This window comes from Micromonospora sp. NPDC049645, from assembly GCF_040675155.1.
Taxonomy (GTDB): Bacteria; Actinomycetota; Actinomycetes; order Mycobacteriales; family Micromonosporaceae; genus Micromonospora.
Window position 1 is genome coordinate 177,415 of record NZ_JBFAOI010000010.1, and the last position, 19,409, is coordinate 196,823.

Annotated in this window: 19 protein-coding genes; 13 read left to right on the forward strand and 6 right to left on the reverse strand. The window is 69.1% G+C overall.

Features of this window, described 5'->3' with window-relative positions:
• Positions 1-14 precede the first annotated feature (14 nt).
• Positions 15-509 carry a helix-turn-helix domain-containing protein gene (locus AB0J33_RS22560; RefSeq protein ID WP_363615987.1) on the reverse strand — a complete coding sequence of 165 codons (495 nt, stop codon included), beginning with the start codon at positions 507-509 and terminating at the stop codon, positions 15-17.
• A gap of 98 nt (positions 510-607) precedes the next feature.
• Here AB0J33_RS22560 and AB0J33_RS22565 point away from each other — a divergent pair, with 98 nt between their 5' ends.
• The 8 genes from AB0J33_RS22565 to AB0J33_RS22600 all read left to right on the forward strand — a co-directional run bounded on the left by AB0J33_RS22565 (position 608) and on the right by AB0J33_RS22600 (position 10,285).
• Positions 608-2,044, forward strand: coding sequence for an MFS transporter (locus AB0J33_RS22565; protein ID WP_363615988.1), 1,437 nt, complete (start codon positions 608-610; stop codon positions 2,042-2,044).
• 15 nt (positions 2,045-2,059) lie between these two features.
• On the forward strand, positions 2,060-2,545 hold the full coding sequence (locus AB0J33_RS22570) for a pyridoxamine 5'-phosphate oxidase family protein (RefSeq protein WP_363615989.1): 486 nt from the start codon (positions 2,060-2,062) through the stop codon (positions 2,543-2,545).
• Between the two features lie 1,033 nt (positions 2,546-3,578).
• Complete coding sequence (locus AB0J33_RS22575) at positions 3,579-3,941, forward strand: hypothetical protein (protein WP_363615990.1); 363 nt, start codon at positions 3,579-3,581, stop codon at positions 3,939-3,941.
• A 135-nt stretch (positions 3,942-4,076) separates the two neighbouring features.
• Positions 4,077-4,400, forward strand: coding sequence for a hypothetical protein (locus tag AB0J33_RS22580; RefSeq protein WP_363615991.1), 324 nt, complete (start codon positions 4,077-4,079; stop codon positions 4,398-4,400).
• A gap of 7 nt (positions 4,401-4,407) precedes the next feature.
• Entirely contained in the window at positions 4,408-4,608 is a 201-nt protein-coding gene (locus AB0J33_RS22585) for a hypothetical protein (protein ID WP_363615992.1), read from the forward strand.
• A gap of 49 nt (positions 4,609-4,657) precedes the next feature.
• Positions 4,658-6,868 carry a hypothetical protein gene (locus AB0J33_RS22590; protein WP_363616033.1) on the forward strand — a complete coding sequence of 737 codons (2,211 nt, stop codon included), beginning with the start codon at positions 4,658-4,660 and terminating at the stop codon, positions 6,866-6,868.
• A gap of 203 nt (positions 6,869-7,071) precedes the next feature.
• A complete protein-coding gene (locus AB0J33_RS22595; protein WP_363615993.1) occupies positions 7,072-7,602 on the forward strand; it encodes a pyridoxamine 5'-phosphate oxidase family protein in 531 nt (176 codons plus the stop codon).
• Between the two features lie 193 nt (positions 7,603-7,795).
• The gene (locus tag AB0J33_RS22600) at positions 7,796-10,285 is read left to right on the forward strand and encodes an excinuclease ABC subunit UvrA (RefSeq protein WP_363616034.1); all 2,490 of its coding nucleotides are present in this window, start codon (positions 7,796-7,798) and stop codon (positions 10,283-10,285) included.
• 9 nt (positions 10,286-10,294) lie between these two features.
• On the opposite strand, the gene AB0J33_RS22605 is transcribed toward AB0J33_RS22600, so the two are convergent.
• The 3 genes from AB0J33_RS22605 to AB0J33_RS22615 are packed head-to-tail and all read right to left on the reverse strand — an operon-like array spanning position 10,295 to position 12,557.
• The gene (locus tag AB0J33_RS22605) at positions 10,295-10,936 is read right to left on the reverse strand and encodes a hypothetical protein (RefSeq protein WP_363615994.1); all 642 of its coding nucleotides are present in this window, start codon (positions 10,934-10,936) and stop codon (positions 10,295-10,297) included.
• Positions 10,933-11,685: a hypothetical protein gene (locus tag AB0J33_RS22610; RefSeq protein WP_363615995.1), complete on the reverse strand. Its 753-nt coding sequence runs from the start codon at positions 11,683-11,685 to the stop codon at positions 10,933-10,935. The genes AB0J33_RS22605 and AB0J33_RS22610 overlap by 4 nt, the downstream gene beginning before the upstream one ends.
• Positions 11,679-12,557 (reverse strand): ATP-binding cassette domain-containing protein, encoded by an 879-nt coding sequence (locus AB0J33_RS22615; protein WP_363615996.1) that lies wholly within the window; start codon positions 12,555-12,557, stop codon positions 11,679-11,681. The genes AB0J33_RS22610 and AB0J33_RS22615 overlap by 7 nt, the downstream gene beginning before the upstream one ends.
• Here AB0J33_RS22615 and AB0J33_RS22620 point away from each other — a divergent pair.
• Both AB0J33_RS22620 and AB0J33_RS22625 read left to right on the forward strand, forming a co-directional pair.
• Positions 12,550-13,353, forward strand: coding sequence for a histidine kinase (locus AB0J33_RS22620; protein WP_363615997.1), 804 nt, complete (start codon positions 12,550-12,552; stop codon positions 13,351-13,353). The two genes, AB0J33_RS22615 and AB0J33_RS22620, sit on opposite strands and share 8 nt — an antisense overlap.
• A complete protein-coding gene (locus tag AB0J33_RS22625; protein WP_363615998.1) occupies positions 13,350-14,015 on the forward strand; it encodes a response regulator transcription factor in 666 nt (221 codons plus the stop codon). The genes AB0J33_RS22620 and AB0J33_RS22625 overlap by 4 nt, the downstream gene beginning before the upstream one ends.
• Before the next feature lie 62 nt (positions 14,016-14,077).
• On the opposite strand, the gene AB0J33_RS22630 is transcribed toward AB0J33_RS22625, so the two are convergent.
• Together AB0J33_RS22630 and AB0J33_RS22635 are read right to left on the reverse strand one after the other, a co-directional pair.
• On the reverse strand, positions 14,078-14,953 hold the full coding sequence (locus AB0J33_RS22630) for an alpha/beta hydrolase (protein WP_363615999.1): 876 nt from the start codon (positions 14,951-14,953) through the stop codon (positions 14,078-14,080).
• Positions 14,954-15,128: 175 nt separating this feature from the next.
• On the reverse strand, positions 15,129-15,257 hold the full coding sequence (locus AB0J33_RS22635) for a hypothetical protein (RefSeq protein ID WP_363616000.1): 129 nt from the start codon (positions 15,255-15,257) through the stop codon (positions 15,129-15,131).
• An 88-nt stretch (positions 15,258-15,345) separates the two neighbouring features.
• Here AB0J33_RS22635 and AB0J33_RS22640 point away from each other — a divergent pair, with 88 nt between their 5' ends.
• From AB0J33_RS22640 to AB0J33_RS22650, 3 genes are all read left to right on the forward strand, one after another.
• Positions 15,346-15,813 (forward strand): hypothetical protein, encoded by a 468-nt coding sequence (locus AB0J33_RS22640; RefSeq protein ID WP_363616001.1) that lies wholly within the window; start codon positions 15,346-15,348, stop codon positions 15,811-15,813.
• The gene (locus AB0J33_RS22645; protein WP_363616002.1) at positions 15,806-16,714 is read left to right on the forward strand and encodes an alpha/beta hydrolase; all 909 of its coding nucleotides are present in this window, start codon (positions 15,806-15,808) and stop codon (positions 16,712-16,714) included. Before AB0J33_RS22640 ends, AB0J33_RS22645 begins: the two co-directional genes overlap by 8 nt.
• A 312-nt stretch (positions 16,715-17,026) precedes the next feature.
• A complete protein-coding gene (locus AB0J33_RS22650; protein WP_363616003.1) occupies positions 17,027-19,303 on the forward strand; it encodes a glycoside hydrolase family 44 protein in 2,277 nt (758 codons plus the stop codon).
• Positions 19,304-19,409 lie beyond the last annotated feature (106 nt).

The following is a 19,409-nucleotide window of genomic DNA, read 5'->3' on the forward strand; positions in this document are numbered from 1 at the left end:
GAAGCGGTGGCGTGTCAGCGGCGGCCTGCGAGGACGTCCCGGGCGATGGCGTCTCGTTCTGCTGCCTCGCGTTCGGCCTGGGCCTGTTCCGCGGCGACGCGCCTGTCGTAGGCCGCGCGGGCGGTGGCGATCTCGTTCTGGTGCGCTTCGGTCCACGTCACCAGCGTCCGGATTGTCGCGTGAAGGGTGCCGCCGAGCCGGGTGAGTTCGTAGTCGACGCGGGGCGGCACGGTCGGGTGCACCGTCCGCTTGACCAGCCCGTCGCGTTCCAGATGCCGGAGGGTGCGGGCGAGCATGCGTTGGCTGATGCCGTCGATCAGGCGCCGCAGTTCGGTGAAGCGCAGGCTGCGTCGGTCCAGTAGCGCGATGACGAGCAGTGACCATTTGTCGGCGATTCGGTCGAGGATCTGGCGAACCTCGCAGTCCTCGCGGGTGTCCCACTGCAGGACGTCGTAGTCGGCGTCGGTATCCCCGCAATAACCGAGGGGCCCAGAAGTTCCGTCTTCCATGGCTCGTAATGGTGCCCTGATGATGCTGTCGGTTACAAGAGGGAACCGGGATGCGCCGGGAGAACCGGAGGGCGTTGCGCCTTCCGAGAGGAGTCGAAATGTCTACGTCGAACACCCGCATGGACGGGCGGGCGTGGGGCGTGTTGTTCGTGTTGTGTGGGGCGATCTTCTTGGAGGGGATCGACGTCGCAATGCTGAACGTGGCGCTGCCCGCGATCAGGCAGGATCTCGGGCTGTCGACCGGGACGCTCAGCGGGGTGGTGAGCGCGTACGTGCTCGGGTACGGCGGGTTCATGCTGCTGGGCGGGCGGGCAGCCGACTTGCTCGGCCGGCGCCGGATGTTCCTGCTGTGGCTGTTGGTCTTCCTGATCTTCTCTGGGCTGGGTGGCTTCGCCACCGAGGGCTGGATGCTGCTGGTGGCGCGCTTCGTCACCGGGGTGGCTGCCGCGTTCATGACCCCCGCCGGGCTGGCCCTGGTCACCAGCAACTTCCCAGAGGGTCCGCAGCGCAACAAGGCACTGGGGGTGTACGCCGGCACGGCCGCCGGTGGCTTCTCCCTCGGCCTGGTCGCCGGCGGCCTGCTGGTTTCGGCGGGCTGGCGGTGGGTGTTCTTCGCCCCGGTCATCCTCGCCGCGGTGGTCCTGCTCGCCGCCGTAGCCCTGCTGAAGGACAACGGGCAGGAAATCCCCAAGGCGCACAGCTTCGATCTGGCCGGCGCGGTGAGCGCCACGGCCGCCCTGCTGCTGCTCGCCTACGGTGTGGTGCGACTGGAACACGGCATGGAGGGTCTCGGATCAGCCCTGGCCGTACTCGCCGCGGGCGTGATTCTTCTGGGGATCTTCGTCCTGATCGAGCGACGCACAGCCAACCCGCTGGTCCGGTTGGGAATCCTGCGGTCGGCCCCGCTGGTGCGGACAAACCTGGCTGCGCTGCTGTTCATGATCTCGTTCGCCGGGTTCCAGTTCATGGTGACCCTCTACCTGCAAGAGTTGCGGGGCTGGACCCCGCTGCAGACCGGACTGGCCATGCTGGTGGTCGGGATCGACACCATCCTCGCTCCGACCCTGACGCCGTGGCTGGTCAACCGGTTCGGCAACGTGCGGGTGCTCCTCGGCGGCGTCATCCTCGCCGCGCTGGCCTACGCGCTGTTCCTGCCCGTAGCGCCGGACTGGACCTACGCCGCGATGCTGCCGAGCATGGTGCTGCTGGGCCTGTCCTTCTCGCTGGCCTACGGTCCGTTGACGATGGCGGCCACCGACGGTGTCGACGAGCAGGAGTACGGCTTGGCCGGCGGCCTGCTCTACACCTCGATGCAGTTCGGCACGGCGCTGGGCATCTCCGCGGTGACCGCGGTGAGCATGGCCACCATCAGCACCCGAGGCGGGGAGGAACTCAGCCTGGAGGCGATCCGCAACGGCCTGCTGCTGCCCGCGACCGCGGCCATCCTCGCCGCGCTCATCACCGCGTCCGGCCTACGTCGCAAGACCACGACGCCCCAGGCGCCGACGCCGGCCGCCGTCCACACCGCGGTCTGACCAGCAGGAGCAACGATGGCGACCAGGGTTTCCACGTTCTCGGTGATCGAGGACCAGTTCGACGCGTACCTGCGGGAAATCGGCTACGCCACCATGACCACTGTCGACGTCAAGGGCCGCCCCCGGTCCCGGGTGCTGATCGCGGTGTGGGAACGAGTCGACGGGCAGCCGCTGGGCTGGCTGGCGACGTACAAGACGCCGGTCAAGGCGGCACACCTGGCCAACAACCCACACGCCACGTTCTCGTACTGGAGTCACCGGCAGAACGCGGTGGCGATCGACACGGTCACCGAGTGGGTGAGCGACCTCGAAACCAAGCGGTACGTGTGGCAGCTCTATGCCCGGACCAGCCCGACCGGAGTCGGATACCCTCTCGGCAACTTCTGGCGCAGCCCGGCCGACCCGAAGCTGCACGTGCTGCGGCTGACCCCGTGGCGCGTGCAGGTCATCCGCGGCACCGATCTGCTGAGCCGCATCTGGCGGGCGCCCGACGCCGACTGACAAGCGAGAAGAGGCACGCCGCCGGTCGTGCCACTGGTAGAACCGGCGGCGTGTCGGCCCGCGGGACTCCACGTTACGAAGGAGCGACGAGGGATCCGTCTGGACCGGGCATCGACGCAGGGCCAGCAGGTGGCCACCGATGTCGCCAATTACGCCACCGGCGGCGCTGTCGTCATCCACCACCCGGTGCAGAACGGCACCTGCTGAGCTTCGCCCTGGAGCACCGCCGTTGTCCGGCGGGACTGTCCGGGCCGTACAGCCTGGTCAGCTTCGTCGCCGGTATCGGGCCGCCCCTGATCGTCGTTCGCGCCCGAACATGAGCGACCGCGCGCGGACCGCCGCATGGGGCAGTCCGGGGCAGGGCCACCTTGCCCCTCGCCCCAGCGCAGGCCCACGGCGGGAGGAATTGCCGGAGTGGCCCCTCAAGAGGATCGGATCCAGGTACCGGACCGGGACCCGTTCGTGAACCGCAATTGCGCTGGTGCGGTCGCAGGAGACGCCGGTGACCAGGACCAGGCTGTCGAGGAACTTGCCAGTGCTACCGAGGCCGGAATGGCGGTGGACGCAGGGAAACGCAAGCAGCGGAAGGTGGGCGCGGCGGAGAGTCCAGGACGGAACGATATGAGATTGCGTAGACATGATCCCTCTGAAGACCTGACGGAAGGCATGGGAAATGAGCCGACGGCGACGTCGGCGACCGATGCGGGAAGGTGTCAGGTCTACAGAGCAGGCGGCGTCACGCGGGGTGAAGTCCTCTCGTGAGTGGTTCGGAGAAGGAGAATTCCGTTGCAAGATAGGGCGGGACGCACTTGCGAGGCCACCCATTTTTGTCTTGTGTCGAGCATTGTGGGTCGAGTCCGTCGTCTCGGACGCCCGTGCGGCTGCCGCCGGTCCAACCGGCGCGCAGATCTCGAGTTGATGATGGTGGAGCCGGCGCCGTCCGTAGCGGCCCGACGCCTACTGCGAAGCGAGAGCTTCGAGGACATCTATCGATATATGCTGAGCTGCAAGTCACCTTTGTGGAGGGAAGCCGATGACTACGCGTCGAATGAGTGCCCGGCTGGCAGGGATCGCGCTGCTCGCGGCGGCGGTGACCTACGTTGTGCCCGCGACGCCGGCGTCGGCGGCCTGTGGGCAGGGTTGGTCGGACCGGAGCAGCCGTGCAGCCGTGGTGACGGCCGACGGTGTCCGTTACCGCACCGGGCCACACACCTCCTGCACCGCCTATGGCCAGGTGAATCGCGGCGTGACGGCGTACCTGGACTGCGCCACGCGCGGCGACACGGTCAACGGCATCGCCGTCTGGTGGCACGCGCGCTTCAGCACCGGTGGTTCCGGCTTCATCAGCGGGGCGTACCTCAACCCGTGGGTCCAGTACACCACCGAGAACTGCTGATCGGCCGATCGGCCGGGACCAGGGCTGGTCCTCGCGACGGACGACCTGGTTCCGGTCGACCGACGGCTCGACGTGGAACCCCTGGGCCACCAGCTTGCGCAAAGCAGGAAACTCATCCGACAGCTGCCGCTCAACGTGCTGAATGATCCGTTCCTGGCCCCGGCCTACGCCCTCCATCCGGTCTCCCTGGCCATGCCTCGGCGGCTGTGGGTGCCGGTGGTCGTGGCGGTGGCGCTCGCGGTCGCCGGTCTCGTGTCGACCACCCCGGCCGCAGGTCAGTCGTACTGGTGGCTGGGCGGCCCCGGGCTGATCATCGTCGGCTGGCTGCTCATCGGGGTGTCGTGGATGCTCGGCAACGCCGCCCGGCAGCAGCGCGGCCACGCGGCGCGGGTGGCCGAGCAGCGGGCCCGCAGCGACCACCTGTCCGAGCTGCTACGGACTGGAACGGGCAGAAGATGATCTTTACGTGGAGCGCGGGCTGCCCGCCACGCAGCACCAGCAGGTCATCGACGTCGTCGATGACGGGCGCCGGCGGATCCGAGAGTTCTGCGGCGGTACGACGAGCTCGCCGACGGTGTTGGCATGTCTGAGCAACACCTGCCACGACCGTGGCGTCCTGTCCAGCCAGTTCGACGGTTTGGCATCGCCTGACGGTGGTCGTTTGTGACTCTGTCGGTGTGGGAACAGCGGATGGCGCCGAGGCTGTCGAGTTGCGTGTGCATGGAGTGTCGGGCGCGTCGGCGGAAAAGATCCTCGGTAATCCGCTGACCGTGCGGGTGGCAGGGGACCGGCATGCCGGGTTCTACCGGGTCCGACCGGGCGCCGGCGATCCCGGCGGTGCGAGTGCGGGGGTGGTCGTCGAGGCCTATCGCTGGGGGGCGTTGACTGCTGGCGCGGCGGTGCGCACGGCCTCGATGCTGTTGCTGTTGCCGTTCATGCTGGGCAACGTCGCGATCTGGTTACGCCCGACAGCGCCCGACCGGTTCGGTCTACTGGGTGCGTTGTGTCGCCTGCTCGCGGGTTCCCTCACGGTGGCGTTCACGCTCGCGGTCGTCGGTGCCACGATGAACCTGGTGGGCTGGCAGTGCGTGCCATACGTCGAGTGCCGTGCCGACCGCTCCTACCTGTCCTGGCTCGCGGCGCTGCCGATGGGTCCTCGCCTGGCCGTGCTGGCGTTGGTTCCGCTCGCACTGTTACGCCTGTTCTGGGCGATCGGCGCCCGATCGGCGCGCGCCTTCGAAGGTTTCGGCGCGTCTACGCGGCAGCAGCCAATGCAGATGACCGACAAGTTGAGCGCGCCGGGGTTCTGGGACGACGAGCGGGTCGCGTCATGGTTGCGGCACATTCACGTCGGGCTCGGCGCCGGCACGGTCGACGTCGGCTTGCTCCTCGCTCTGTCCGCGGGTGGGCAGAGTCCGGTCGGCTCGCTGCTGCTGGACGCCGCCCTCGGTCTGGTCGCGTTCTGCGTGGCGTTGCTGTGTCTGCCAGCGCCGAAGGGGCATGGCCGAGATCGGAGCTTCCTGCGTCTGCTGTGGGTGATCGTCGTTGTCGTGACCGTCCTGAGCTTCGGCTACGCCGCGTTCACGTACGAGGTTCCGGTTGTGGCCGGGCAGTTGCCGGGCTACGAGGGCACCATCACCGGCCTGGTGGCGGTGCAGGGAGTTCTGCTCATCATGATCGGCGTGCTCACGGTCACACGGCGTCGAACACCCCCGGACGGGGCGCGCCCGGTCCTGCGCGGATTCGGCACGCCGCTCGTGGCGGCGATGTCGGTCAGCGTCGCCTCCGCCTTCACGGCCGCTCTGGTCTTTCGGGTCGCCGACCAGCTCGACCGCGGTCATATCCCCGATCCGATCCGACCGAACCCGCCAGCACTCGGGCCGCTGGAGCCGCCAGTCGCATATTGGTGGGCTGCCCTGGCCGGGCTCATCGCCCTCCTGATCGTCACGGTGGCCGCCGCCATCACACTGCTGGCCAGCCGCCGAGCACGACGAGCCCGTGCTCAACGTGTCGTCGACGAGGACTATCCGGACGCCCCCACCGCCGTGGCCCCTCGACTTGGTGTGGTCCGCGACATCATCGCTAGATCCCACATCGCCGAAGAATTCGGACCTGTGTTGATCGCCTTCTTCGTCATCTCATCGGTCGGCTTGGCCACCGTCGTGCTCGATCTGGTCGGAATCGGTCCCACCCAGCTCGCGGCCAGGATCAGCGGGGAGCACGACGGGAAAGCTGTGCTCGCCGCGTATGTCACCGACGCCGGGATCTGGATCACCAGCCTGCTTGTTATCGGGCTGCTGATTCTGGGCTTCCGCGCCTACCGGTCACCCGAGACCCGACGGCTCGTCGCGGTCCTGTGGGACCTGGGCACCTTCTGGCCGCGCACCGTGCACCCGTTCGCGCCCCCGTGCTACGCCGCCCGCGCCGTGCCCGAGCTGGCCAAGCGGGTGTCCGCGCTCGCCGAACAAGGCCCGGTGGTCATCTCCGGGCACAGTCACGGCTCGGCCTTGGCCGCAGCCACCATCCTGCAGTTGCCACCGGCGCTCTTGCCCCAGGTTTCCCTGTTGACACACGGCTGCCCGCTGCGGCGCATCTACGCCCGCCTCTACCCCGCCTACCTCGGCCAGCAGACACTCTGCGAGCTCGGTGATCGACTCGACTGGCGGTGGCGCAACCTGTGGCGAGATACCGACCCGATCGGAGGACCTCTCTTCGGCCGCCACCGCGACGCGCCGTTCCCGTGCGGTAACGAGGCCACCGACACCGTCGACCTCCGGCTGCGCGACCCCCGCGCCGTGACCATCGATCCGGCGGACACCGTGCCACCACCAATCGAACGTCACTGGCCGTACAACACCCAGCCGCAGTACCAGGCCGCCGTGCGGGAACTTCTCGACCGCCAGGCAGCCCACGACGACGACCACTAGCACAGGTGGGCCGCCGCCGTGACACTCGTCCGCCGATGCTCCGCGAGCGTCGTCAGCCTGCCGTGCCACCCGGGTGGTGCCTGCCAGACCGATGAACAAACATGACACAAGGTGTCAGGTTTTGGGTCGAGGATGGGTTTGTTGCTGGCGCCGATGAGGGCGTGAGCCATGACGCCGGATAGATACGACAGACAGGGATTTTCGTGCGCGAAACTTCAGAAGATCTGGAAGAGCTTCAGGCGCTGCTTGATACCTCCCTCTCCCGTTCCACCTCGCACCTCCGCTCGATCATCAGCACTGAGCGAACGTTGACCGCGGAGCAGCTCACTCAGGTCCTCACCGGCATGTGCACTCTCGCCGTGTCCACCGTGACGGCGAAGGGCGAGCCGCGGATCAGCGGTGTGGATGGGCACTTCCTGCGCGGCAAGTGGCTCTTCGGCACGTCGCGCGGCGCGGCCAAGGCGCGTCATCTCGCGGCGCGGCCCGCCGTGAGCGCCGCGCACCTGCGCGGTGAGGACCTGGGCGTGTTCACGCACGGGACGGTGGAGGTCCTCAACCCCCAGCACGGCGAGCCGGCCGCGGACTGGCCGGACCTGCTCGGGTACCTCAAAAACTTCTACGGCGAGAGCCTCTTCGACTGGGACAACGACGTGGTCTACTACCGGCTGCATCCGCGCTGGATGACCGCTTATGCCCCCGACATCGCAAAGGTCACCGCGGCATCCCGGTCCTGATCCGCAGCGCGGGGTCGCATCGGGACCGGCCACGTGCTGAGAAATCTGTGCGGCGGCCGCTCCGCGCCGTTAATGACGACCTGCCGCGTGGTGACGTGACCGCTCTTTCGGCGTGGGGACTCCGCGCCCATGTCCTGCTGCATCGCGAGAGGGTGGACGAAGGTTGACCGTATTCGTAGGGGACGTCGCGGGTATGGGGCGCGAGACCATCGAGGTGGTGGGGGCTCGCACCAACAATCTGCGGAACGTGTCCGTGAGCATCCCCAAGGGGCGGCTCGTCGCCTTCACCGGCGTGAGTGGCAGCGGCAAGACCTCGCTGGCCATCGACACCCTGCACAACGAAGCCCAGCTGCGGTATCTGGAGGGGCTTTCGCCGTTCGTCCGGCAGTACATCACCCAGCGCAACCGGCCGAAGGTCGACCGCATCCTGGGTCTCGGCGCGACGCTCGCGGTCGACCAGCGCCGTCTGAACCGCAACCCCCGTTCCACGGTCGCGACAATCACCGGCATCGACGGGCACCTGGGGCTGCTGTATTCGCGCCTCCCGGGGATCGGCCCAGACCCGGCGGTGACGATCGGGGATGGGCATCTGACAACCGCTCATTTCGATCGCAACAGCCCGGAAGGGAGCTGTGCGGACTGCCACGGGGTGGGTGGGCGCTGGCAGGCGCAGGAAGACCTGGTCATCACCCACCCGGAGCGTCCGCTCTTCGAGGGGGCTTCGCCCTGGTACGCGAAATGGCGATCAGGGGAACACGCGTTCATACCGGCGCTTGCCGAGAAGCGGGGCGTGGACCTCGGCCGGTCGTGGCGGTCGCTGCCGGAGGAGTTCCGTCACTGCGTGCTCCACGGCACGGGCGACGAGAAGATCGAGGCGACCGTCGACATGACGAACAAGAATGAGACGGCCCTGGTGACCTACACCTCGAGTGAGCCGCTGCGGGGCGCGCTCGCCGAGGTGGAACGGGTGTTCATGAACGCCCAGACGTCCAGCGCCAAGCAGCGCTACCTGCCGTACATGCGCAAACAGCCCTGCGGCACCTGCGACGGCAGCGGGTACGACCAGGTGGCCCGGTCCGTGCGGCTCGGTGGACTGACCTACCCCGACCTGCTCGAAGTGGAAGTACGGGAGGTGCGTAGCTGGGCGAGGCGCGTGGCGGACGACCTGGGCGCCCGGCAGCGGGAGGTCGGTGAGCCGCTGCTGCAGGACCTGGGCCGCAGGCTCGGAATCCTTGACCGGCTCGGCCTGGCCCATCTCCAGCTGTCCCGCAGCGCGGCGACACTGTCCGGGGGTGAGTTGCAGCGGACCCGGCTCGCCGCGCAGCTCAGCACCGAACTGAGCGGCATCATCTTCGTCCTGGACGAGCCCGGGACCGGGCTGCATCCGGCGGACAAGGCGCACCTGCTCGACATCGCTCTGGAGCTGCGCGAGGCCGGCAACAGCGTTCTCCTCGTCGAGCACGACCCTGAGCTGATCGCCCGAGCCGACTGGGTGATCGATATGGGACCCGGCGCGGGTCGCTTCGGCGGGGAGGTCCTGGTGTCGGGGCCTCCCGCTGACGTGCAAGCGCACCCGACGTCGCTGACTGGGCGCTACCTGGCCGGTAGGGGGCCGCGGCTGCAACGGGCCCGCCGCCCGGTCGGGAATGACACCGGCTGGGTGGAACTGCACGGCCTGCGCGCGCACAACGTGAACGCGGATCTGGTGAGGTTCCCCGCCGGTCGGCTCACCTGCCTGACCGGGGTGAGCGGCAGCGGTAAGAGCAGCCTCCTCGCCGCGCTCGGGGCGAGCGTGGAGGCCGCCCTGACCGGGACGGCCACCGACACGGTGCGGGAGGTGACCGGCATCGAGGGGTTCAGCTGGGTGGCCGTCGTCGATCAGGAACCGCTCGGGCGGACGCCGCGGTCCAACCCGGCCACCTACAGCAAGGTTTTCGACATCGTCCGCAAGCTGTTCGCCGAGACCGACGTGGCGCGCGAGCGCGGGGTCAACGCCTCCTGGTTCAGCTTCAACACCGCGGGTGGCGGGCGCTGCGAAACCTGCACCGGGTATGGCCGCAAGCTGGTCGACATGCACTTCCTGCCAGATGTGTGGGTGGTCTGCGACGCGTGCGAGGGGAGGCGCTACCAGCCGGAGGCCTTGGAAATCACCTTCCTGGGGCTGGCCATCGATCAGGTGCTGGAACTCACCGTCGCCGAGGCCACGGAGCACTTCCCTGAGCCCCGGCAGCTCGCGGAAACGCTCCGGGCCCTCAACCAGGTGGGGCTTGGCTATCTCCAACTCGGGCAGAGCGCCACAGAGTTGTCCGGCGGCGAGGCGCAACGGCTGAAACTGGCGTCCGCGATCCAGCGCGGTGCGGCGAGCCGCAAAGCCGGGCTCGTCGTTCTCGACGAGCCCGTCTCGGGCCTGCACCCGTCTGACATCCAGCGTGTGGTGGACGCCCTCGACGTGTTGCTCGACTCGGGCAACACCGTCGTCGTGGCCGAACACGACATCCCCGTCGCCGCGTCGGCGGACTGGGTGATCGACCTGGGACCGGGAGCCGGTCCGGACGGGGGCGCGGTGGTCGCGCAGGGCCCCCCGGACGCCGTCGCTGCCGCCGACACCCCGACCGCCGGCTTCTTCCGGCGGTACGCAACGGGCCTACCGCTGCTGCACGCGCGGGAGGGCGCGCGTCGCTGAGGTGCGGTATTAGGCGTCGCGGCGGTGGAGAGTGACAGCGGCGAGCGTCAGTGCGGCGAGAGTCCAGGTGATCGTGGCGGCGGCGCCGCGGGACGGGTCGAGGGCGGCCGTGTCCGGCAGGTAGGCGGCGCTGGTGGCGGTCCGGGCACGCAGCAGCGGGCCGGCGATGAAGTACAGACCGAGCAGCAGAACCACGGCGGGCACTGAGCGGCGAACGACACTGGCGACTGCCGCCCCCAGCAGCGTGGTGAGCGTCAGGTAGGCCGTCGCGGCCGGCATCCACGTGCCCGCACCGCCCGCAGGAGTGCTGGTGGCCACCGTCACCGCGGCCACCGGAAGTGTCACCACAGCCAGCACGGCAGCCTTCACCGCCTGCAGTGGCAGGCGCCGGGGCATCGCGAGCAGCGTGGTGCGGATCTGGTCGCCCTCCTGGTACTCGGACGCGGCCGCCAGCACGCCGAGGACCAGGAAGCCGGCCTGGGTGTAGCCGAGCGGGGCCAGCGCGGCGTCGTCGCCGAGCGGCTCACCGCGGGACTCGGCAGCCGCGTACGCGTACGCCAGCAGCAGGTTGGCGGCACAGGTCAGTAGTGCGGTCCGGCGCAGCGACGGCAGGGTCAGCAGTTTGCGCAGTTCAGCGCGGGCGGTGTTCATACGTCCCGCCGCTGAAACAGGACGGCGCCGAGGCCGAGCAACGCGACGACCCAGGCCGTCATCACCATGCCGGCGGTCACCGGGGCGATCTCCACGGGAAAGCCCGCGGTGCCGATGAACATCTGCGCTCCGGCGATGTCCGGCAGATAGGAAGCGAGGTCGGTGACCTTCGTCAGCAGGTAGGACACTGAGACGACGGAGCTGTTGATGATCAGTAGCGTCAGCGGCACGATGCCGTTGCGAGTGATCAGCGTGATCGCATACGCCAGTAGTGCGGTCAGCGTCCAGTAGAGGATCGCGGCGGCGACTCGGGCCGGGGCGGGTGCTGGGGCGTGGATGCCGTGCAGGACCTGGGTGAGGGTGAGGGTGGCGGCTGTGGTGACCGTCGCCTGTACCGCGACGACGAGCACGAGCGCGGTGGTTTTCGCCACGAGCAGACGGAGCCGGTCGGGAACTGCGACGAGCGTCGCGGTGAGCTGGCGGGCACCGGGGGTGTCCGGACCGGTGGACGTGTATTCGCTGCTCACCACGATCACGCCGAGGATTATCGGACCGATCAGGCCGACACCCAGGTCGCGCATGCCCAGGTCGGATGGGTCGGTGAGGGTGCCGGCGGCGATCGCGCGGCGGGTGTACGGCGCGTTCAGCAGGACGATCACCGGTGCTGTCAGCGTGCCCAGCACAAGGCCGATCCAGGCGGTGGGTAGGCCGAGCAGCTTGCGGAGTTCGGCGCGGATCAGCCTCACCACGGGCTACCGGCCTCGGCGGCGGTCAGCGCGAAGAAGGCGTCCTCGAGCGTGCGATGGCCGCCGGTGACGTCGGCGAGTCGGCCGTGGATCACGACCCTGCCCTTGTTGATGACGATGACGTCGTCAGCGATCTCGGCCAGTTCGCCCATCAGGTGGCTGGAGACCAGGACCGTGCGGCCCTGCGCGGCGCTGTTTTTGAGGAACTCGCGCATCCAGCGGATCCCGGCCGGGTCGAGGCCGTTGACCGGCTCGTCCAGGACCAGCACCGCAGGGTCGCCGAGCAGCGCGGTGGCGAGTCCCAGCCGGCGGCTCATGCCGAGGGAGAAGCGGCCGGCTCGCTTGCGCGCGTCTCCGGTCAGGCCCACGACCTCAAGGACCTCGTCGGCGCGGGAGTTCGGCAGGCCGTTGCTGGCGGCTACCCAGCGCAGGTGAGCGCGGGCCGTGCGGGCCCGGTGCGCGCCGCTGCCGTCGAGCAGCGCGCCGACGGTCGTGAGCGGACGGTCCAGTTTCCGATACGGGCGTCCGCGGATCAGCGCGGTTCCGCTCTGGGGGCGGTCCAGGCCGAGCAGGATACGCAGCGCCGATGTCTTGCCGGCTCCGTTCGGTCCGAGGAAGCCGGTGACCCGTCCGGGGCGGGCCTCGAAGCTGACGTCGTACAGGATCTGAGTCCTGCTCTTGATCTTGCTGACGTTCTCGATTGTGATCATGAACTGAGTCAACAGTTGTTTCGGCCCTCGCACATCGGACCGCTCTCGGATCCTGACGACCGAGTCGGTCCACGGACCGTCAGACCCTGGTCTGAGAGCTAAAGTCAGGCTGGTGAACGCCCATCCGCGCCCCACCGCGCGGTCCAGCGCGGTGCCGGTGGTCACCGTGGTGATCAGCGTGCTGGTGATGGCCATGTGCACGGTCGGCGCGCAGGGCCCCTTCTCGGTCGTCTTGCCGCCGCTGATAGTCGGCGGCGCGGTGACGGCTGCGGTATGGGCGGTACGACGGTCTCGCGCCGATCGAGCCGTGTACGAATCGCGGCTGACCGCCTGGGCCGCATCCGAGGCGGTGCTCGCCGAGCGGTTGCGCATTGCCCGCGACCTGCACGACATCGTCTCGCATGGCTTGGGACTGATCACCGTCCGCGCGGCGGCCACCCGGCATCTACCCAAGCCTGCCGAGGTGGAGATGGCGCTCACCGACATCGAGGACGCGAGCCGGCACGCGACAACCGAGCTACGCCGCATGCTCACGGTCCTGCGTGAACCGTCGGCCGCCAGCCGCCGTGCGCCGGTGGACAACCTCGACGACCTGCCGGGCATCGCGCACGCGGCATCGCTCGCAGGGCTCCGGACACGGCTGACGATCGAGCCGCTCGGCCCGGTATCGCAGGGTGTACAAGTCGCCGTCTGCAAGACCGTGCGGGAGGCGCTCAGCAACACCGCGCGGTACGCGGGACCGACGGACGTGCGGGTGCGGGTATATCGGGACAACGCATACGTGGTGGTCACGGCGGTGGACACCGGCCCGTCAGTCGACGGATGGCGGGCATCGCCAGGCGCCGGACACGGGCTGGCAGGGTTACGGGAGCGGATCGACCTTCTCGGTGGCACGCTGTCGGCGGAGCGCGTCGACACGGGTTTTCGGCTCACCGCGCGGATCCGGGATGAGGCGGCGTGAGCGGCATCCGGGTGCTTCTGGTGGACGACCAGGCACTGCTTCGACACAGCCTCGCCATGATCATCAACAACGAGCCGGACCTGGCTGTCGTCGGCGAGGCCGGCGACGGCGCGCATGCCGTGGCGTGCGCCCGTACCACCCGACCCGACGTCATCCTGATGGACGTCCGGATGCCGCACCTCGACGGCCTCAAGGCCACCCGGCGCATCTGCACGGACCCGGCACTGTCCACGGCCCGGGTCCTGGTTCTGAGCATGTTCGAGCTGGACGAGTACGTCTACGAGGCGTTGCACGCGGGAGCGGCGGGTTTCCTGCTCAAGGACGCCCGCCCCGAGGAATTGATCGAGGCGATCCGCCGTACCCACCGGGGTGAATCGCTGTTCGCGCCGTCGATCCTCACCCGGCTCGTCGCGCACTACGTCACGGCCCCCCGACCGGACCGGCCGACTCCGGCACTGCGGCGGCTGACCGGCCGCGAGGTCGAGGTGCTGACACTGATCGGCGGCGGCCTGTCGAACGACGAGATCGCCACCGCCCTAACGATCTCGGTGAAGACGGTGAAGACGCACATCACGCACCTGCTGGCGAAGCTGGCCGTGCGAGATCGGGCACAGTTGGTGATCGCGGCGTTCGACGCGGGGCTGGTGCGGCCACGCCGCTGACCCGAACCCGCGCCCAAAGCAAGATCTGATCCGAGGCCGTCCGCATGAAGCGGCGAACCAGCTCAAGCGTTGTCGAGCACGAACGCCCGCATGAGCTTGGCGCACTCGGCCGCGTGCGTCTCCAACAAGAAGTGCCCGCCGTCGTAGATGTGCGCGTCCATGCGATCGAGGGCGCGGTGGTAGGCGAGGACCTCGTCAACATCGAAGTACGCGTCGCGTCGTCCCCACAGCACTAGCGCCGGCGGCTGATGAGCCCGGTGGTATTCGGCGATCTCATCGAAGCGGGCGACGTGGCTGGCGTAGTCGGTGAAGAGCGCGAACTGCGCGTCGACGTTGCCGGGTCGGCTCATCCGCTCCCAGTCGAGGTGCCACGACTCGGGAGGGTGCAGCGTACGCAGGTACTCGGGCAGCCCCGCGAGGTACTGGTCACGGGTGCCGGCGAAGTTCAACCAGTTCGGCAGCTCGGCGCGCCTGTCGTCGGTCGGGTCGGCCCAGTACGCCCTGGCGCTGTCCCACTGCTCGCCGAGGCCGTCCTCGTGCGTGTTGCCACTCTGAACGATGAGGCCACGGATGCGATTCGGGGCACGGGTGGCCAGGTGGTATCCGACCGGTGCGCCGAAGTCGTGCAGGTAGACGAAGAAGCGCTCGACCCCAAGCTGGTCGAGGAGAGTCTCGATCGTCCGTGAGAGGTTCTCGAAGGTGTAGTCGTACTTGTCGACGGTTGGCGACGAGGACATGCCGAACCCGGGAAGATCAGGCGCGACCACGTACGCGACGTCGGCCAGTGTGGGCATCACCTCCCGGAATGTGTGCGACGAGCTCGGGAACCCGTGCAGCAGCAGTACGGTCGACCGGCCGGGGCGCCCGGCCTCGCGGAAGAACACCTCCAGGCCGCCGACATCGGCCTGGCGATGGCGGACCTTCTGGATCGCCTGCATTGCCTCCTCCTACGTCCATTGGCGAGGGTCAGCTGCCGGTGATGGCTCCGAGGTTGGTGGTGCCGGCTGGGCCAACCAGTACGCGCACCCTGGTCGATCAGATCACCCACCAACCTATCGCCGCGGGACCCGAACCCATACCGCCCGACCCGCTTCGACACCGTGTGTCCGGCGTCTACGTCTCCGAGAAGCCGTAGCCCCTCCCCTCCTGGACGGCACCCAGGGCTCCGGCAAAGTCGCCGCCGCGCAGCGCCGCGTTCTCCGGCGGTTCCGCGTAGCGGTAACGCCGTTGTTGCCCGGCCACCGGTCGTCCGTACCGCCCACCGCGTCATCGCACTTGACACCCATCGTCAAGTACTTGACGATGGGTGTCAAGTAACGGAGGAGGCAGCATGTCGCCAACCCACGAGGAACTGACCGAGCATCTCATCCGGTTGATCGACATCCGCCTGCTCGACCCCCTCGAAATCCTGGTCGACGGCCACGACCTCATCGACCCGCTGCGCGCCCTCATTCGCGAGCGGGCCCAATCCTGGGCCAGCACGATCATCAGCGGCGACGACCGGGCCGCCGTCAGCGTGGTCATGCGCGCGATCGCCACCCTCTACCCGGGGGACGGACCGTTCGACCCACCCATCGACTGGTGGCGCAGCCCTTTCGGCCGGGCCGTCGCGCGACGGGTCGGCCACCCGACCGCCGAATCCGTGTCGTACGCGGTGGCCGGCGCCATGCTCGGCATCACCCGCCAGGGCGTCCACGACCTGGTCTCCCGCGACAAGCTCGCCCGCCACCCCGAAGGCGGCGTGCGCTCCGCCTCCGTACGCGACCGACTGCTCAAACAAGGAACCCGACGTGTCTGAGACCATTGTCGACTCCGGAACGGTGCCTATCGCGATCCGCGACTTCGGCGGACCCGGACAACCGCTGCTGCTCCTCCACGGCGCTGGCGGCAACCTCGCCCAGATGACCACCCTCGCCGAGCAGCTGCGCCCGACCCACCAGGTGGTCACCGTCGACCTGCGCGGTCACGGCCGGTCCGGAGACGGCCCCTGGCGTTGGGACGACGTACTGGCCGACCTGACTGCCGTCACCGACCACCTCGGCCTCACCTCCCCAGCGGTGGTCGGCGTCTCCCTCGGCGGCATGCTCGCCACCCTCTGGGCGCAGCGTCACCCGGAGTGCCCCGGCGCCGTCAGCCTCGACGGCAATCCGCCGTTGAACCGTCCGGACCAGCTCGCCGGGCTGGATTCGGAGCAGGCCGAGACCGAGCTGGCCAAGCTGCGGGCCGTCTTCGACGGGATGGCCGCGATGCTGGCCGAACCGCTAGCCGCCGAACAGGTGGCCGCCATGCTGGCGGGGCAGCGGGCCATGGCCCAGCGCTACGGCGCCGCACCCGACGATTGGGTGGCGGCCTTCGAACGCAACCTCGTGGCCGGCGACGACGGACGTGGCCGTCTGCGGCCCGCCCCGGACCTCACCCGGCAACTCCGGAACGCCATGGACTCCCTCGACCTGATGCCCGCCTACCGCGACGTCCGCTGCCCGCTGCTGCTCGTTCTCGCCACCGAGGACCTGCCCGAACAACAGCCGTTCCACAACCTGTACGAGGCGTACCGCAAGGCCACCGCCGAACGGCTTGCCGCTGTGGACAACCCGTCTCTGCGGGTGCGGCATCTCGCCGGCGCCAGCCATGCGATGGTCGCCGAACGGCCGCCGGAGCTCGCTACCCTCATCACCGATTTCCTCGGCGCTCATGACTGAGAGCTTAGGAACCGAAGCACCCATGCGCGGGCCTGACGCCGGCCTGCGACTCACGAATCCGACCGTGCCTCCGCCGCCCCTGACCACCGCTCGGCGTAGCCGAGCACGACGAGGCGCGCCCCTTCACCCGCTGTGGCCCACTCTTCGGCGAGCGCCGGAAAGGTCACCGATCGAGCGGCTCCGCCCGGCCGGACACGGGTCGAGTTAGATCGATTCGATATGCACCACAACAGGTTTTCCGGCGTTGACTCGGAGCCAGGGAAGCGCAACGCTGTGGAAGCGCTCCCATCGTCGAGCTCCTATTCGAGAGGAATGCTCGTGCGACCCACCACAGCTCTACTCCCCGTCGTGCTCGCCACGGCCCTCGGCGGTCTGGCCCTGCCGGAACCCGCCCTGGCCGCGGCCGGGCCGGCGCTGGCCGTGGACACCACGGCCGCCCGGCACCAGATCAGCCCGTACATCTACGGCATGAACTTCGCCGACGAGGCACTCGCCCGCGACCTGCGACTGCCGGTGCACCGCTACGGCGGCAACGCCACCACCCGCTACAACTTCCGTGCCGACACCACCAACCGTGCATCGGACTGGTACTTCGAGAACATCCCCAACGACAACCCCAGTCCGGAAGACCTTCCGGAGGGCTCGGAGAGCGACCGGTTCGTGCGGCAGAACAAGGCCACCGGCGCCGCCACGGTCATGACGATGCCGATGCTCGGCTGGATCGCCAAGGACCGGTCGCGGGCGTGTGGCTTCAGCGTGGCCAAGTACGGCCCGCAGCAGTCCACCGACCAGTGGGCACCGGACTGCGGCAACGGCATCAAGCCGGACGGGTCACCGGTCACCGGCAACGACCCGAAGGACACCAGCGTCGCCGTCGGTCCGGAGTACGCCACCGACTTCGTCAACCACCTCAAGGGGCAGTTCGGCGCCGCCGCCGACGGCGGGGTCCAGTTCTACAACCTGGACAACGAGCCGGACCTGTGGCACTCCACCCACCGCGACGTCCGCCCGACCGGGCTGGGCTACGACGAGCTACGCGACCGCACCTACGGGTACGCCGCCGCGATCAAAGCTGCCGACCCCGGCGCACAGACGCTCGGTCCTGTCGGCTGGGGCCTGAACTCGATCTTCTATTCGGGCCTCGACCAGGACACCTGCTCACGCACCGGCTGCTGGTCGAACCCGCCGGACAAGGCCGCGCACGGCGGCCAGGACCTCGGCCCGTGGTACCTGGACCGGATGCGCGAGTACGAGCAGCAGCACGGCACACGCATCCTCGACTACTTCGACGTCCACCTCTACCCGCAGCAGGCCGGCGTGCTCGGCGAGGCGGCCGGCGACGCCACCACCCAGGCGCTGCGACTGCGTTCCACCCGCCAACTCTGGGACCCGACCTACGTGGACGAGAGCTGGATCAACCAGCCGGTCCGGTACATTCCGCGGCTGCGCGAGCTGGTGGACCAGCACTACCCGGGCACGAAGATCGCGATGACGGAATACAACTGGGGCGGCTTCGGGTCGCTCAACGGCGCGCTCGCCCAGGCTGACGTTCTCGGCATCTTCGGCCGCGAAGGGCTCGACCTGGCCACCCTCTGGACCGCGCCGACGGCCGACCAGCCGGTGGCCAACGCCTTCCGCGTCTACCGCAACTACGACGGCAAGGGCGGCGCGTTCGGCGAGACCTCCGTCCGGGCGACCAGCGCCGACCAGGGCAGACTGGCCGTGTACGCCGCCGAACGGAGCGCCGACAAGGCGCTCACAGTGGTCGTGGTCAACAAGACCGGCGACGACCTGACCAGCCCGATCGCCCTCACCGGCGTCTCCGCCAGCACCGCCCAGGTCTACCGTTACAGCGGCTCGGACCTCGCCGGCGTCGTCCGGGAGGCCGACCAGCCGGTGACCGCCGGCGGCCTCACGGCCACCTTCCCGGCCAACTCGATCACCCACCTGGTGCTGCCGCGCGGCAGCACGCCCGGCGACACCCAGGCGCCGACCGCCCCGAGCAAGCCGACCGCCGGCACGATCACCGGCGACAGCGTCGCGCTGTCCTGGACCCCGTCCACCGACGACACCGCCGTCACCGGCTACGACGTGCACCGGGTCGACACCCCCGGCACCGTGAAGGTGGGCAGCGCCACCGGCACCACGTACACGGTGACGGGGTTGACGCCGGACACGTCGTACACCTTCGTGGTGACCGCCCGTGACGCGGCGGGCAACGTCTCGGCGGCCTCGCCCGGCCTGACCGTGCGGACCGCGCCCACCGCCCCGACCGTCGGCTGCACGGTCGGCTACACGGCGAACAGTTGGCCGGGCGGTTTCACCGCGACCGTGACGATCAAGAACACCGGCGCCACCGCGATCGACGGCTGGAAACTCGCCTTCGACTTCCCCACCGCCGGCCAGAAGGTCGGCCAGGGCTGGTCGGCCACCTGGAAACAGAACGGAACGAGCGTCACCGCAGACAGCATGGGTTGGAACGCCAAACTCGCCCCCGGCACATCCACCAGCACTGGCTTCAACGGCACGTGGAGCGGCACCAATCCGTCGCCGACCGCCTTCAACCTCAACGGTCAACGCTGCGGGTAACCCGAGAGACTCCTCCTCCGTGCCACACCGACGGAGCAGGCGCGAGGGGTCCGGGACGTAGCCCCGGACCCCTCGCTCTCGGGTGGCGGTTGGAGCGTCCTCGACT